The sequence below is a fragment of the Limnoraphis robusta BA-68 BA1 genome, assembly GCF_034932365.1.
In the GTDB taxonomy this organism is placed as follows: Bacteria; Cyanobacteriota; Cyanobacteriia; order Cyanobacteriales; family Microcoleaceae; genus Capilliphycus; species Capilliphycus robustus.
This window is the reverse complement of record NZ_JAYGHR010000066.1, coordinates 26638-39759: the sequence shown is the minus strand read 5'-3', so window position 1 is coordinate 39759 and position 13122 is coordinate 26638. Positions and strand designations below refer to the sequence as shown.

The 13122-nt window shown below is 40.2% G+C and carries 12 protein-coding genes; 6 read left to right on the top strand and 6 right to left on the bottom strand.

Going from position 1 to position 13122, the window contains the following annotated elements:
• Positions 1–49 precede the first annotated feature (49 nt).
• The 4 genes from VB836_RS17340 to csaB form a co-directional block, all read right to left on the bottom strand.
• On the bottom strand, positions 50–1045 hold the full coding sequence (locus VB836_RS17340) for a homogentisate phytyltransferase (RefSeq protein ID WP_323221031.1): 996 nt from the start codon (positions 1043–1045) through the stop codon (positions 50–52).
• Positions 1046–1281: 236 nt separating this feature from the next.
• Positions 1282–1827, bottom strand: a complete 546-nt coding sequence (locus tag VB836_RS17335; protein ID WP_323221029.1) for a hypothetical protein — start codon at positions 1825–1827, stop codon at positions 1282–1284.
• A gap of 1 nt (position 1828) precedes the next feature.
• Positions 1829–2461 carry a tRNA (guanosine(46)-N7)-methyltransferase TrmB gene (trmB, locus tag VB836_RS17330; RefSeq protein ID WP_323221027.1) on the bottom strand — a complete coding sequence of 211 codons (633 nt, stop codon included), beginning with the start codon at positions 2459–2461 and terminating at the stop codon, positions 1829–1831.
• A gap of 32 nt (positions 2462–2493) precedes the next feature.
• Complete coding sequence (csaB, locus tag VB836_RS17325; protein ID WP_323221025.1) at positions 2494–3534, bottom strand: polysaccharide pyruvyl transferase CsaB; 1041 nt, start codon at positions 3532–3534, stop codon at positions 2494–2496.
• 171 nt (positions 3535–3705) lie between these two features.
• Here csaB and VB836_RS17320 point away from each other — a divergent pair, with 171 nt between their 5' ends.
• The 6 genes from VB836_RS17320 to VB836_RS17295 all read left to right on the top strand — a co-directional run bounded on the left by VB836_RS17320 (position 3706) and on the right by VB836_RS17295 (position 9300).
• Positions 3706–4011, top strand: coding sequence for a DUF2499 domain-containing protein (locus VB836_RS17320; protein ID WP_046282105.1), 306 nt, complete (start codon positions 3706–3708; stop codon positions 4009–4011).
• 14 nt (positions 4012–4025) lie between these two features.
• Entirely contained in the window at positions 4026–4319 is a 294-nt protein-coding gene (locus VB836_RS17315) for a DUF3593 domain-containing protein (protein WP_046282104.1), read from the top strand.
• On the top strand, positions 4319–5233 hold the full coding sequence (locus tag VB836_RS17310; RefSeq protein ID WP_046282103.1) for a WD40 repeat domain-containing protein: 915 nt from the start codon (positions 4319–4321) through the stop codon (positions 5231–5233). The genes VB836_RS17315 and VB836_RS17310 overlap by 1 nt, the downstream gene beginning before the upstream one ends.
• 117 nt (positions 5234–5350) lie before the next feature.
• Positions 5351–7456 carry a serine/threonine-protein kinase gene (locus VB836_RS17305; RefSeq protein ID WP_323221023.1) on the top strand — a complete coding sequence of 702 codons (2106 nt, stop codon included), beginning with the start codon at positions 5351–5353 and terminating at the stop codon, positions 7454–7456.
• Positions 7457–7459: 3 nt separating this feature from the next.
• Positions 7460–7972, top strand: a complete 513-nt coding sequence (locus VB836_RS17300) for a GNAT family N-acetyltransferase (protein WP_323221021.1) — start codon at positions 7460–7462, stop codon at positions 7970–7972.
• 35 nt (positions 7973–8007) lie between these two features.
• A complete protein-coding gene (locus VB836_RS17295; protein ID WP_323221019.1) occupies positions 8008–9300 on the top strand; it encodes an FAD-dependent oxidoreductase in 1293 nt (430 codons plus the stop codon).
• 11 nt (positions 9301–9311) lie between these two features.
• On the opposite strand, the gene VB836_RS17290 is transcribed toward VB836_RS17295, so the two are convergent.
• Both VB836_RS17290 and VB836_RS17285 read right to left on the bottom strand, forming a co-directional pair.
• Complete coding sequence (locus VB836_RS17290) at positions 9312–11975, bottom strand: PAS domain S-box protein (protein WP_323221017.1); 2664 nt, start codon at positions 11973–11975, stop codon at positions 9312–9314.
• A gap of 10 nt (positions 11976–11985) precedes the next feature.
• Positions 11986–13119, bottom strand: a complete 1134-nt coding sequence (locus VB836_RS17285; RefSeq protein ID WP_323221015.1) for an ATP-binding protein — start codon at positions 13117–13119, stop codon at positions 11986–11988.
• Between the last annotated feature and the right edge of the window lie 3 nt (positions 13120–13122).

The following is a 13122-nucleotide window of genomic DNA, read 5'->3' as shown; positions in this document are numbered from 1 at the left end:
AAAATCTTCGTGACTTTGTTTCTTTGTGGTTTTTCTTTTTTCTGAGAAACTATCCCAACAAACAAGCCAGAGGAAACAGCAAATACTCTAAGAAAAACAGCTTCCAAATAAATTGATAAAAATCAGCAATTGATTCTTTTTTCTCTAAGTTAATCTTTGTACTCCGCCACCACAATAAAGCTAAGATAACAACATGGCTACTGACTAAAAAGATCGGGTTTAGCCAAGCTTGTAAAAAGAAGGCAGAGAAGATCATTCCCAGATAACATCCTGTGAGTACCCAACGGGCTAATTTAAAAACTGAAACCGTTCCTAACCGGATGGTAAAGGTGCTAATATTGTATTTGCGATCGCCTTCAAGATCAGGAATGTCTTTGAAAATCGCGATCGCAAAGGTGAAGACTAAAATAAACAGCGTCAGTGCTAAAATAGAAGGGGTTAAACTGGGAATGTATTCCGGGAGTTTTCCTGAGAAAACCCAACTCAGATGTAGATAAATCCCTAAATTGACAATTACACCCCGTACTGTGAAAATACACAAGGCCGCCCAAAAGGGAAACCGTTTGAGGCGAATGGGGGGTAAAGAATAGGCAGTTCCCATTGCCAGACTAATTCCCACCGTTGCTAAGAGAAATTTGCCTTGTAACGTGGCTAAAATAAGGGCAAGTATTCCTGTGGTGATAATGATGGCTTTGGCTTGAGACGGGGAATATTCGCCAGATGCGAGGGGTAAATGAGGCTTATTAATTCGGTCTATTTCTACATCTTCGAGTTGGTTGAGTCCCACAATATAAACATTGCCACACAGACAAGCTAACCAACTGACGAGGATAGCTGTTAGGGCAGTAGCCACAAAATCCCCATCTTGCCATGTGGCATTAATTTTATCACTCCAAGCAACGAAAGTCAATCCCCACACACTAAAAGTTGTTCCAAAAATCGTATGAGGGCGGGAAAATTTCCAGAAGGAATAAAGCCAAGGGGTGTATTTTTGGACGAGATTAACGTTAGAAATTGTTAAAGTTTGCTTAGAACTCTCCGCCATGATTGAGGTATGATTTTAAGAACTGAACTTAGATACTATACCTCATGTTCTACTGGGTGTATAGTCAAGGTTAGACGAATTATCAAGAATAAAAAACACCAAGACACAGAAACACAAAGAGATTAAAGATTATACTGTTTTTCCTGAATTTTGCAACCAAGTTCCCCTCTTTTTTAGGTGGGCTAGGGGGGATTAAGTGGTGAATCTCCTCATTTATAAAATATTCTAATACACTTTTATTCCGCCATCGCCCCTAAAAACATTTCAATCACTTGATTATTTTTAAACTCAAAAATCAATCCCCCATAAACGGAACCTGCGACGAAATAATCAGAAGAAATGGGGGCGGCTTCATCTTCTTCTTGGGCGTAGGCTTGTTTGACTTTCGCTGAAGAATCACCAATGCCAATTCCTCGCTTTGTTTTCAGTTGAGAAGGGGCTTGAACTCGAATAGAACTAATCATAGTAGAACCTTGTTCGGTTTCACCTGCCATATCTAAAATAATTCCTTGTTGGGGATAGTTCCATTTTTGATGATACAAACCATCCGCCCCCCAAAATTGTTGTTCTTCTTTGCTTTGGGGTTCTCCTAATATTCGCACAACTTCGGCTGCGGTTAAACTGATTTTTAACTCTCCAAACCCGTCTGAGGTGAGTAAATCAAAATTATGAGCAATTTGACTATTGAAGTTAACGGCTTCGGAGGCAGCTGTATAAATTCCCCCAGAAAAACTCAAAGGAGTTAATAAAATTATAGCCAAGAACGTTAGAACTTTTTTCATACTATTTTCGTTCAAATAAAACACGATAAACCGGTTCGCCGCGAGATAAGGTTGAACGTTCTCGTTCAGAAGGCAGGGGAAGGGGATTTTCCGCTAGCCAATCTTTTCCTAAACGTTGAAAGCCGGGATGAGATGAAAATAGATCACACATTTGTTCGACGACTTCTTTCACATCTGACTGAATAAATACTTCGCCGCCAATAGTCAGATAATCGGCTATTTCTGTCACTAACTCTGGTTGAACAATGCGGCGGCGTTGATGGCGTCGTTTGAACCAAGGATCAGGGAATTGAATGCTAACTCGTTTTAAAGTTCCCGTTGGTAAGGTTTCTAGGATGGGTTTTAAGGAGTTATTGGCATTACAAAATAAATACTGTAAATTCGTTAATCCTTGTTCATCCCGCCATTGATTAGCTTCCTCAACTAACGGTTCTCGTATTTCTAAACCGAGATAATTCCAACTGGGTTCAACTTGAGCTAAATTCCAAAGTAACCGCCCCCGACCACAACCGAGATCCAGATGCAAAGGTTGATGAAGATTCGCATAAATTTTCGTCCAGTCGGGAGGATGAATAGGAACTTGATATTTTTGCGCTAAGGGGTTAACGTGTTCACGAACTCTCACTCTTGCCAAGGGTTACACCTCCAAAATTATCCTAAATTAAGCTACAGAAAAACCGAATGCAATACCTCTTGATGAATTTGCGATCGCTCCACTAGAAATTCTATTTTAGCAGTTGAGAGCGCGTCACCGTTTGCATAACATTCTAGCCAGCTTTTACTGATTACATTCGCATCAGTTGGCAGTTGGGAGAGTTCCCATCCGGGAAAGTCTAATTCTGTCATTAACTGCGTGACTTTCGGATCATAACTGAGGGCGAAACATCGACATTCTTCTGTTGCTGCCATAATTAAACTATGAAAGCGCATTCCAATCACCATTTCTACCCCTCGAAAAACCCCTTTGAGTTGACGAGGATCTTCAAGGGTGAGAATTTGACTTTGATCAGGAATCGCCCGATGAAGTAATTGAGCGATCGCTAAATCTTGACTCAGTTGAAAGGGAAGGAGTAAAATAAACGCTTGAGTGGCTTTTTGGAAAGAGACTAAAGCTTGCGTTAAAACACTTAAACGTTCAGGGGTTAATTGTGGATGAGGACGCAAGGTTAAAGCCACACGCGGGGCAGGTAAATCCCACAAACCGGGAACAGGTTTAGAGTCGAGCGCCCAAACAGGATCAGGCGCCAAAATAAACGGAATTTGCCAGTCCGATAATAACTGCGCCGAAGCGCGATCGCGAACACTAATCGTGGTACAATTAGAAAAAGAACGTTGTGCTAATCGGCGAGTCATCCCCCGATTTAAAGGGCCTATTCCTTGCGCCCAAGCTATCGTTTTCAAACCGATTTGTTGCGCTAAACCCATTAATCCGGCATAATAAAAAGGACTGATTGCACTGCTAACATCTTGAATTAAACTGCCACCGCCCCAGATGAACGCATCCGCCCGTCGCAAAACGTTGAACACTTCCAAAGCATTCATCCGATCATAGCTAGCCACTTGATAACGGTCTTGAGTTTGGGTAGGGTTTCCCGAAAGCACAATCGGTTCGACGGATGGAGGTAACATCTGTAACAACGAGGCGAGAAGGGCTTCATCTCCACCGTTTCCTTTACCATAATATCCACTACAAACGACCCTTTCCATATTTGAATTGATGACGTAAGATTTTCAACTCGAAATAATTCTCAACGCCAAACCCGTTAACGTATCGGGGTGAAACCCAAAAACCAGTCGTTGAGATTTAGATGTTAGACTACCATAAATGTTTCATTTATAGTGCCGTAAATCTGCTGGAAACTCAGTTAAAATTCTATTATGCACGCACTCTCAATTCCCACTTGGATCATTCATGTTTCGAGCGTTATCGAGTGGATCGCAGCAATTTGGTTTATCTGGAGGTATGGTGAAGTGACTCGTAATCAAGCTTGGTGGGGACTTTCGCTGGCGATGTTACCCGCCCTCGTGAGTGCAATGTGTGCTTGTACCTGGCACTATTTTGATAATCCTCCCTCCTTTGAGTGGATGGTAACGCTTCAGGCGGCGATGACGGTACTCGGAAATGTTACCCTCTGTATTGCGGCTTGGTACATCTGGCGAACCACCCGCTCCGTTAAAGAGTAACACAAGGGAGAATAATGCTATCAAAAGATACCCTGTTTGCTGTTTCATTGTTCCCTTATTTGGGTTTTCTGTGGTTTCTGACCCGTTCAGGGCAGACACCCCGCTTGGCATTAATCGGATTTTATGGCACGTTAGTATTTGTTGGAGTCACAATCCCAGCAGGTATCTATGCTAAAGTTGTGTATCATGAATCTTTAGCAAATATTGATTGGTTACATGGGGGTGCAGAGGTTTTCCTGACGCTATCAAATATTTTGATTGTGTTAGGCTTCAGACAAGCAGTTATCAGCAAACAATCCCCTCGATAATGGACAATCTTACCTTAAGTGGTCACGCCGACGGTGTAAAATCAGTCGCCATTAGTCCGGATGGAAAAATCTTGATTAGTGCCTCTGAAGACGGTAAGATCAAAATTTGGAATTTAAAAACAGGAGAGTGTTTACTCACCTTGGGGGGTCATCCGTTTGGGGTGAAAAATGTCGCGGTTAGTCCCGATGGTGAATTTTTTGCCACTGGCGGCGGAGATGGAACAATTAAAATTTGGAGTCTGAAAAATGGTCAACTGTTGCGAACCTTAGTAACAGGTTATTCTCGCCTCGACTCCGGGTTTATGCCCGTTGCGATTGTCCCCAATGGTAAAACCATTATTAGCCACAGCAGCAGCTACAGTCAAACCGTGCGGTTGTGGGATGTGCAAACCGGACAACTCAAAGGGACGCTAACAGGTCATGCAGGTTCAGTGAAAACGTTTTGCATCTCTCCCAAGGGTGATATTCTCGCGAGTGATGGTGCAGATAATAGCATTCGGTTGTGGAAGTTGCAAAATGAGGAATTAATTGGCATTTTAGAAGGTCACACAGGGGGAGTTTTGACGTTAGCCATGAGTCCAGATGGCGAAACTCTCATTAGTGGCGGAAAAGACGAAACCATTAGAATTTGGCAACTTCCCACCCAGAAGTTATTACGGACCCTCTCTGGTCATTCCTACGCAGTCAATTCCCTGAAAATTAGTCCGAATGGTCATATTCTTGCCAGTGGCGGTTACGACAGTTTGATTAAATTACGCGACTTATACACCGGAGATTTACTGAATTTGCTTTCTGGACATTCTGGCGCCGTGAATACCGTTACGTTTAGTCCAGATACCAAAATATTAGTCAGTGGGAGTGAGGATAAAACCATTAAAGTGTGGCATTTGGATAATCTACTCTGGTTTCATTAAGCCATCCCGAAAACTTGCAAAAAACGCTAAATAATCCTTAAGATTTTGATCAGTTTCATCTAGAAGCCGTCATACTAGAAAACACAAATTGAGTGTGAGACTGCTCATGCTGCGCTTATGAGCTACTGCTTAAACCCCAATTGTAACACCCCTCAAAATCACCCAGAAACCCAGGTTTGTCAAGGCTGTGGTTCAAATTTACTGCTGCAAGGACGTTATCGGGCGCTGCAAGAAATCGGTACGGGCGGAATGAGTCGTACCTTCTTCGGAGTAGATGAGATGAGTCAAAATACTCCCTGCATTATCAAGCAATTTGCATCTCACGGACACAAAAGCGTTAAGCTACAAAAAGCAATAGAATTATTTCATCAAGAGGCAATGCGGCTACAAGAATTGGGAGAACATGATCGCATTCCGTCTCTATTTTCTTCCTTTGAACAGGATAGCTGTCTTTATTTAGTCGAAGAATTTATCCCCGGACAAAATTTAAGCCAAGAATTAGCCGAACAAGGGGCTTTTAATGAAGAAAAAATTCAAGAACTCTTAATTGATATTCTACCCATTTTAGGCTTTCTTCACAAGCATCAAATTATTCATCGGGATATCAAACCTGAAAATATTATTCGCCGAAAAAGTGACCAAAAAATTGTTTTAGTTGATTTTGGCATTGCCAAACAAAGTCAAAATATTTTTCAACTGCAAACAGGCACAATGACGGGAACCGTTGGTTATGCACCTCTCGAACAAATTCGCGGCGGAAAAGCCTATCCCGCCAGTGATCTGTATAGTTTGGGAATGACTTGTATTCACCTCTTAACTCAAGTTCCCCCAAACCAACTTTTTGACTCTTTTACCGGGGAATTAATTTGGCGATCGCATTTGCAGCAAAAGGGAAAAACGATCAGTTCAAAATTAGATAGAATTTTTGATAAACTCCTCCAAGATTTAGTCAAAAATCGCTATTTATCCGCTCAAGAAGTCTTAAAAGATTTAACAGAAAAAACCTCTAATTTATCAACCTCAGAAAAACAGGAAACGCCGCAGAAAATTGTAAACCTGGAAATTGAAGCCACAAAAACGCTGTTAAAGGAGAGGAATAATTGGATTGAGTTGGCTTTGACTTCAACTTCAGAAACATCTCCGAATTTCCCCATTTTTATCGCCAATCAATCTATTCAGCTTATTCCTAAATATCCCGCAAAACTTTATTCTATTTCCCCCTTAAAATACAGAGAAAACACAAAACCCGATAAAAATATACTGAACCTGAGTCAAAGTCCTCAGCATTTACAAGGTCATTCCGCATCGGTTCAAGCTATCGCCATCGGTCCCAAAGGTTATATTTTAGCCAGTGGAAGTGTAGATCACAGCATCCGAGTTTGGAACCTGAAAACCGGACAACTTTTGCATCGATTTTTAGCCCATTGTGATACTGTTAATACGATTGCCATAAGTCCCAATGGTCGAAAATTAGTCAGTGGAAGTCAGGATAGAACCATCTTAGCTTGGAACCTGAAAACTCACACAATGGCGGATAGATTTTTCAGTCATTCCGGTTCACCCTATAGTCATCGTTGTGGTGGCGTTTATTCTGTTGCTTATAGTCCTGATGGTTGTATTATTGCCAGTGGAAGTGAAGATAAAACCTTGAAATTGTGGAATCAAAGAAATGGTGAATTACTCTATCGACTTTCCGAACATTTAGATCAAGTTTTGTGCGTGACTTTTACTAAATTTGAGTCTAGTTTAGTCCCTTTAAATAGTCATTCTGAATTTCATCCTCAAAGTAGTTTATTTGCAAGTGGGGGTGCAGATGGCTTGATTAAAATTTGGCAGTTTGGTCAGTTGAAAAGTCTTCAAACTTTAGACGGACATTCAGCCGCAGTTTATACTTTAGCCTTTAGTCCAGATCGACAATTTCTCGTCAGTGGAAGTGGCGATCGCACCATTAAATTATGGAACTTTCACACCGGAGAAACCCTCAACACCCTCAAGGGACATGATGATCAAGTTGTCTCAATTGCGGTTAGTCCCGATGGTCAATTATTAGCCAGTGCGAGTCGAGAGGGTATCGTTAAACTGTGGGATATTAGCGATCGCCATCCGTTAGGACGGTTGTTAAAAACCCTAGCCGCTTATCCTCCCGTTGCGTTTACACCAGATAGTCAAACCTTAGTTACAGGCGGTGAAAATGGTGATATATTAGTGCAGAAATTGAGATAAAAAATGATGAAACTACAAACCCATCGTCTGATTCTCAGAGAATATCAACCGGATGATACAGACAAACTTTTCAGTCTTTTATCTGACCCCATGACCATGAGTTATTGGCCGCAACCGTTCACTCAATCTAAAGTCGAAGCCTGGATTAATATTACCTTAGAAAGCTACAAAATGCAAGGGTTTGGTCGTTATTTAATACAATTAAAAGAAACAGCAGAAATCATCGGAGATGCGGGAATTTTAAAGAAAAAAATTGCCGAGGAATGGGTTAACGACTTGGGTTATATTATCCACTATCTCTACTGGGGAAAAGGATATGCCAGCGAAGTCGCAACGGCACTCAAAGATTATGCGTTTAGCGTGTTAAAATTAGAGAGTCTACACGCTAATATGCCCGAAAATCATCCCGGTTCTCGCCGTGTTGCTGAGAAAATCGGGATGAAGTTTGTGAGAGAATTCAACAATGAAAATAATCGTAATATTAAAACATTGCTGTATGCTATCTATCGATGGTAAACTCGAAGAAAGATCTTGAATAATTCGGAGTCGTCATGGTCAAAAAAATTGTCATCGTGGGAGCGGGGCCAAGTAGTTTATTATTAGCTCATTATTTACTGCGACGCCCCGAACAATACCAGATAGAAATCTATGAATATCGCAGTGATCCTCGCCAGAGTGAACTTTCCAAACGGAGAACTTTTCCTCTGTCTCTAGGTGAAAGGGGAATGAGTTCTCTGCGTCAAATTGCGGGTTTAGAAGAAGCAATTCAGGCGATCAGTGTAGAGATGACTGGATCAATGTTTCATGCTAAAAATGGCAAATCTCGGACTCGACAGCGAAAAAAACCTTTAATCACTCTTGACCGGAATGAACTGGTAATTGTGTTGTTAGAAAAATTAGTTGAATTTTCAGAAAATCACCGCCTAAAAGTTTACTTTAATCATCGCTGTACAAGGGTTAACTTAGAAGAAAAAACAGTAATATTTGCATTGGAATCTAAAGATAATCAAGAAGTGACCGTCAACTACGATGTATTAGTGGGTGCAGATGGAGCGCGATCAATGGTGAGAACAAGCCTTCTAAATACACCAATGTTTGAATATCAGCAGAAATATGTAGCGAATGACTATAAATCAATTTTTATTTCTACCGCTCATTCAGACGAAGCCCTAGACCCACAGAAAATTCATGTTTGGCAACTCCAAGATGGCACAACATTATTACTCTTGCATCAAAAAGATGGCTCACTTAATGGAGTGGTTCATTTTCCCCGTCATAACAATCAAATTATTGGTCTTTCTAGCCCTGAACAGGTTCTAAATTTCTTTGCAGAAAATTTTCCTAAAGTCGGTCAATTAATCTCAAAAGAAGAAGCCGCAGAATTTCTAAATCGACCGCCATCCAGTGTATTAACCGTTCGATGTAATCGATATTATGATCGTGATAGTATTCTATTAATTGGAGATGCAGCTCATGCCGTTTCTCCTTCCATTGGTCAGGGATGCAATGCCGCTTTAGAAGATGTGGCGATTTTGAATCATTTACTCGATGAATATGATGAAAATTGGGCAAAAGTTTTAGAAGAATTTACCCACCGTCGAATTGCTGATGGTCATGCTTTAGTGGAGTTGGGAGATTATACTTTGCCATTTTCTATTCGTTTGTATGTAGAATTTATCCTCAGAAACATATTCCATAAAACCCTCCATCGTTATTTTCCGAAGTATGTTCCGGCTTCAATCTTCGAGCAAATATCAGAAACGACAATTCCTTTTTCTCAGATTTTAGCCAGCCATCGCAACTGGATTGAAAAAGTTAAGCGTTCAGTAGCTGCTTCCCATTAAACGGACACAGCTTATTTCTGAGTGTTTGAAGTCAATTCAATGATCACATCATATCTAAAATCATTCGTCAATTGGGTTAACATTTCAGCCAGAGAACCATGAGTTTCGGGAATTTGACTAATGACTTCAGCAACTAACTTTTGATTGAGTTTCGTGGCGGCTTGATGTAAGTCTTGTCTCCAGGTTGGCGGCATGACTGCTAATCCTTCGGGAGTCAATTGAGAGGGGTGAGTGAGGAGAATTTGTTGAGGAAGGGGGAGATTTTCACAGCCATTAATAGTGGTATTTTCCTCATATAAAAACTTGACCCCTAAATGTTTAGCTATCTTATCAAACAACACTTCAACTCGGAAAGGTTTACGAACAAAATCATCACAACCTGCGGATAAAATAACCGTTCGATCTTCTTGAAAAACACTAGCCGTCAAAGCAATAATAACCGTGGCTTGACCTTGCAAATGTTGTTTAATATATTGAGTCGCTTCATAGCCATCCATCACAGGCATTCGCATATCCATAAAAATCAAATGCGGTTGCCATTTCTCCCACATGATAATCGCCTCTTGACCATTTTCAGCTTCTTCAAGTTCAAAGCCTAGCGGTTTCAATAATTTGATCACCAGTTGGCGATTTGTCCAGTTATCATCAACTACTAAAATCCGATAAGTTTGTTGATTTGCAGCCAGTCCAATCGCTTGTCTACTAACCGTTTTCGAGGGAATTTGAGAAGCATTAGCGGCTTTAAATTTTATATTAAATTGAAAGCAAGTTCCTTGATATAATTGACTGCTAACCGTAATTTCTCCGCCCATCAGCTTAATAAATTGTCGGCTAATTGATAAACCTAAACCCGTACCCTGTTGAGAGTTGCGACCCGTTTCTGTTTGTAAAAACGGTTCAAAAACATTATTAAGTTCTTCTGGAGAAATACCGAATCCCGTATCTTCTACCTCAAAAATCAGGGTGTTGGGTTGTTTGAACTCCTGAGTTTTAACTCTAAGTCTCACAGTCCCTTTTTCGGTAAATTTAATCGCATTTCCCAACAAATTGATTAACACTTGACGGAGTTTACTTTCATCCGTTTGGATATATTGCGGCACATCTGAATCAATTTCAAACTCTAACTCTAATCCTTTTGATTTTGCCTTCAATTCCAACATATCTTTGAGACAATGTAGCAGTTTCAGTAAATCAAAGCTGGTAGAATTGAGCGAAATTCGACCCGACTCAATTTTCGACATTTCCAACACATCATTAATCAGATTTAGCAAATGTTCGCCACTGCGACTAATGATTTCTAGATGTTCTTGATGATCTTGGAGTAAAACGGATTGTTTGCGTTTGAGATCACGATTCATTAGTTGAGTAAAACCCAAAATCGCATTTAACGGTGTGCGGAGTTCGTGACTCATTCGGGCTAAAAATTCACTTTTTGAATGATTGGCGGCTTCTGCGGCTTCTTTGGCTTGTTGTAGGGCGATTTCAGCCTGTTTGCGTTCGCTAATATCTCGCACCACAGCACAACCATACTCTTTATGATTATATTCTAAATAACTTAAGGTAATTTCAACACTAATCTGTTCACCTGTCTTTGTTTGATGAATGGACTCAAAGGTAATTGAACCCTGTTGTTTTAAATTCTCCCAACTAATAGACCATTGATTTTCAGACGCATTTGGATCAATATCCTTTACTTGCATTTGCAGGAGTTCATCCCGAGAATATCCCAGGGTTTTTGTCGCCGCTTCATTCGTATAAAAAAATCGAGCATTGATATCAGTAAATAGCACATAATCTATCGATTTATCAATCGAGAATTGAGTCAATCGAAGCTTTTCATCAATCTCTTTTTGTTCAGTAATATCTTCTAAAACCCCAATAATCCCAATCACATATCCGTCCGCATCTAACATCGGAACTCGACTCACATCGAGCCAAATTTGTCTCCCATCTGCGGAGGGTTTTTGTTTACGGGCGATCACATTGAGTTCTGGTTTTTTTGAAGCCATCACTCGCCGATCTTGGCTGCGATAAAATTCAGCAATTTGTGAATCTTTAAAGAGATCATAATCCGTTTTACCAATCACAAACTCTGGACTTTCTAACTGAGCGTATTCAGCCCATTTTTTGTTACAGCCTTTAAACACTAAATTGGTATCTTTCCAAAACACTTGTTGGGGAATATTATCTAAAACCAAACGCAAATATTCTTTCTGTTGTTTGAGATCTTCTTCGATTTTTTTATATTCAGTAATATCCTGAACTTGTGTAATCACCGAAAGCGGATTTCCGGCTGCATCTAGTCGGAGATAACAGTGAAGAATCCCATAAATCCAATGTCCTTCTTTGTGACGATAGCGTTTTTCCAGGTTATATTGCTTAAATTCTCCGCGAATCAATCGAGCAAAATAATCCATACTCACATCTCGATCATGGGGATGAGTAATCTGATTAAATCCCCTCCGCATGAGTTCTTTTCGACTGTACCCAACAAACTGACAAAAAGATGAATTCACCTCTAAAAACTGCCCCTCGAGTGAGACTTCAGCCATTCCAATTGGGGCTAAATGAAACAAATCTCGAAACCGATTTTCACTTTCTAAAAGAGCGGCTTCGGCTTGTTTTAGCGTTTCTGTTAGGGTTTGAATCGTTATATTTTCGGAGTTCATCATCATTTTATTTGGCTTAAACAGGAATAGTAAAGTAAAAAGTTGTCCCCATCCCGAACTCAGATTCAACCCAAATTCGTCCCCCATGACGTTCAACAATTTTCTTACAAATGGCTAAACCAATTCCAGTACCGGGATAGTCTTGAACCGTATGTAAACGTTGAAAGATTTGAAAAATTCGTTCAAAGTAATCGGGTTTTATGCCAATTCCATTATCTTGAATGGTAAACAGCCATTCTTGTTGTTTTTGTTCAGCCGAAATCGTCACTTGAGGGAGAACACCGGGACGACGATATTTTATCCCATTACCAATCAAGTTTTGAAACAATTGTCCGAGTTGAATTTTATCAGCTTTAACTGTAGGTAAAGTTTGATGCGTAATAATCGCTTGACTTTGTTCTATAGAATTATGAAGATTTTTCAGCGTTTCTACTAAAATTAGATGACAATCAATCGGTTGCAGTTTTCGGCGTTTTGTTCCAACTCTACTATATTCTAATAAGTTTTTAATCAACTCCTGCATCCGAATTCCTTCTTCTAAAATCGGAACCACATATTCGTCTACTTCTTCCTCTAGATTAATTTCTGACTTTAAAGACAGCATCAATTCAGCAAAACCTGTAATCGTTTGTAGCGGCTGTTGTAAATCGTGAGAAACAATATAAGCAAATTGTTCAAGTTCTTGGTTAGAATGGGCTAAATCTTCGTTTAACTGATGTAACTTTTGATTTTGACGTTGGAGTTGTTTTTGGAGGCGACAAATCGTGAGTTGATTTTCCACACGGGCTAACACTTCCTCAACTTGAAACGGTTTACTCACATAGTCTACCCCTCCCACACTAAAAGCTTTCACCTTATCAAAAACATCATCTAAAGCACTTAAAAAGATTACCGGAATAGATGAGGTACTGGCTTGAGATTTGAGTTCGCTGCAAACTTCATAGCCATCTAGTCCGGGCATTTTAATATCCAGTAAAATCAAATCTGGGGGAGCATTTTCAACAGCCATTAATGCCAGTTTACCATTAATTGCACACTGAACTTCATAGCCCCGTTCACTTAACGTCTCAGACAACAAACGCAAGTTATCCGGTAGATCGTCAACAATTAAAATATTTCCCTTCTGTTCGCTGTCAAAATAGCTGTTCATAGG

What these genes read in the sequence shown, in the direction of transcription:
- VB836_RS17340 (WP_323221031.1), bottom strand. Translation starts at nt 1,045, where the DNA reads ATGGCGGAGAGTTCTAAGCAAACTTTAACAATTTCTAACGTTAATCTC.
- VB836_RS17335 (WP_323221029.1), bottom strand. Translation starts at nt 1,827, where the DNA reads ATGAAAAAAGTTCTAACGTTCTTGGCTATAATTTTATTAACTCCTTTG.
- csaB (WP_323221025.1), bottom strand. Translation starts at nt 3,534, where the DNA reads ATGGAAAGGGTCGTTTGTAGTGGATATTATGGTAAAGGAAACGGTGGA.
- VB836_RS17320 (WP_046282105.1), top strand. Translation starts at nt 3,706, where the DNA reads ATGCACGCACTCTCAATTCCCACTTGGATCATTCATGTTTCGAGCGTT.
- VB836_RS17315 (WP_046282104.1), top strand. Translation starts at nt 4,026, where the DNA reads ATGCTATCAAAAGATACCCTGTTTGCTGTTTCATTGTTCCCTTATTTG.
- VB836_RS17310 (WP_046282103.1), top strand. Translation starts at nt 4,319, where the DNA reads ATGGACAATCTTACCTTAAGTGGTCACGCCGACGGTGTAAAATCAGTC.
- VB836_RS17305 (WP_323221023.1), top strand. Translation starts at nt 5,351, where the DNA reads ATGAGCTACTGCTTAAACCCCAATTGTAACACCCCTCAAAATCACCCA.
- VB836_RS17300 (WP_323221021.1), top strand. Translation starts at nt 7,460, where the DNA reads ATGATGAAACTACAAACCCATCGTCTGATTCTCAGAGAATATCAACCG.
- VB836_RS17295 (WP_323221019.1), top strand. Translation starts at nt 8,008, where the DNA reads ATGGTCAAAAAAATTGTCATCGTGGGAGCGGGGCCAAGTAGTTTATTA.
- VB836_RS17290 (WP_323221017.1), bottom strand. Translation starts at nt 11,975, where the DNA reads ATGATGATGAACTCCGAAAATATAACGATTCAAACCCTAACAGAAACG.
- VB836_RS17285 (WP_323221015.1), bottom strand. Translation starts at nt 13,119, where the DNA reads ATGAACAGCTATTTTGACAGCGAACAGAAGGGAAATATTTTAATTGTT.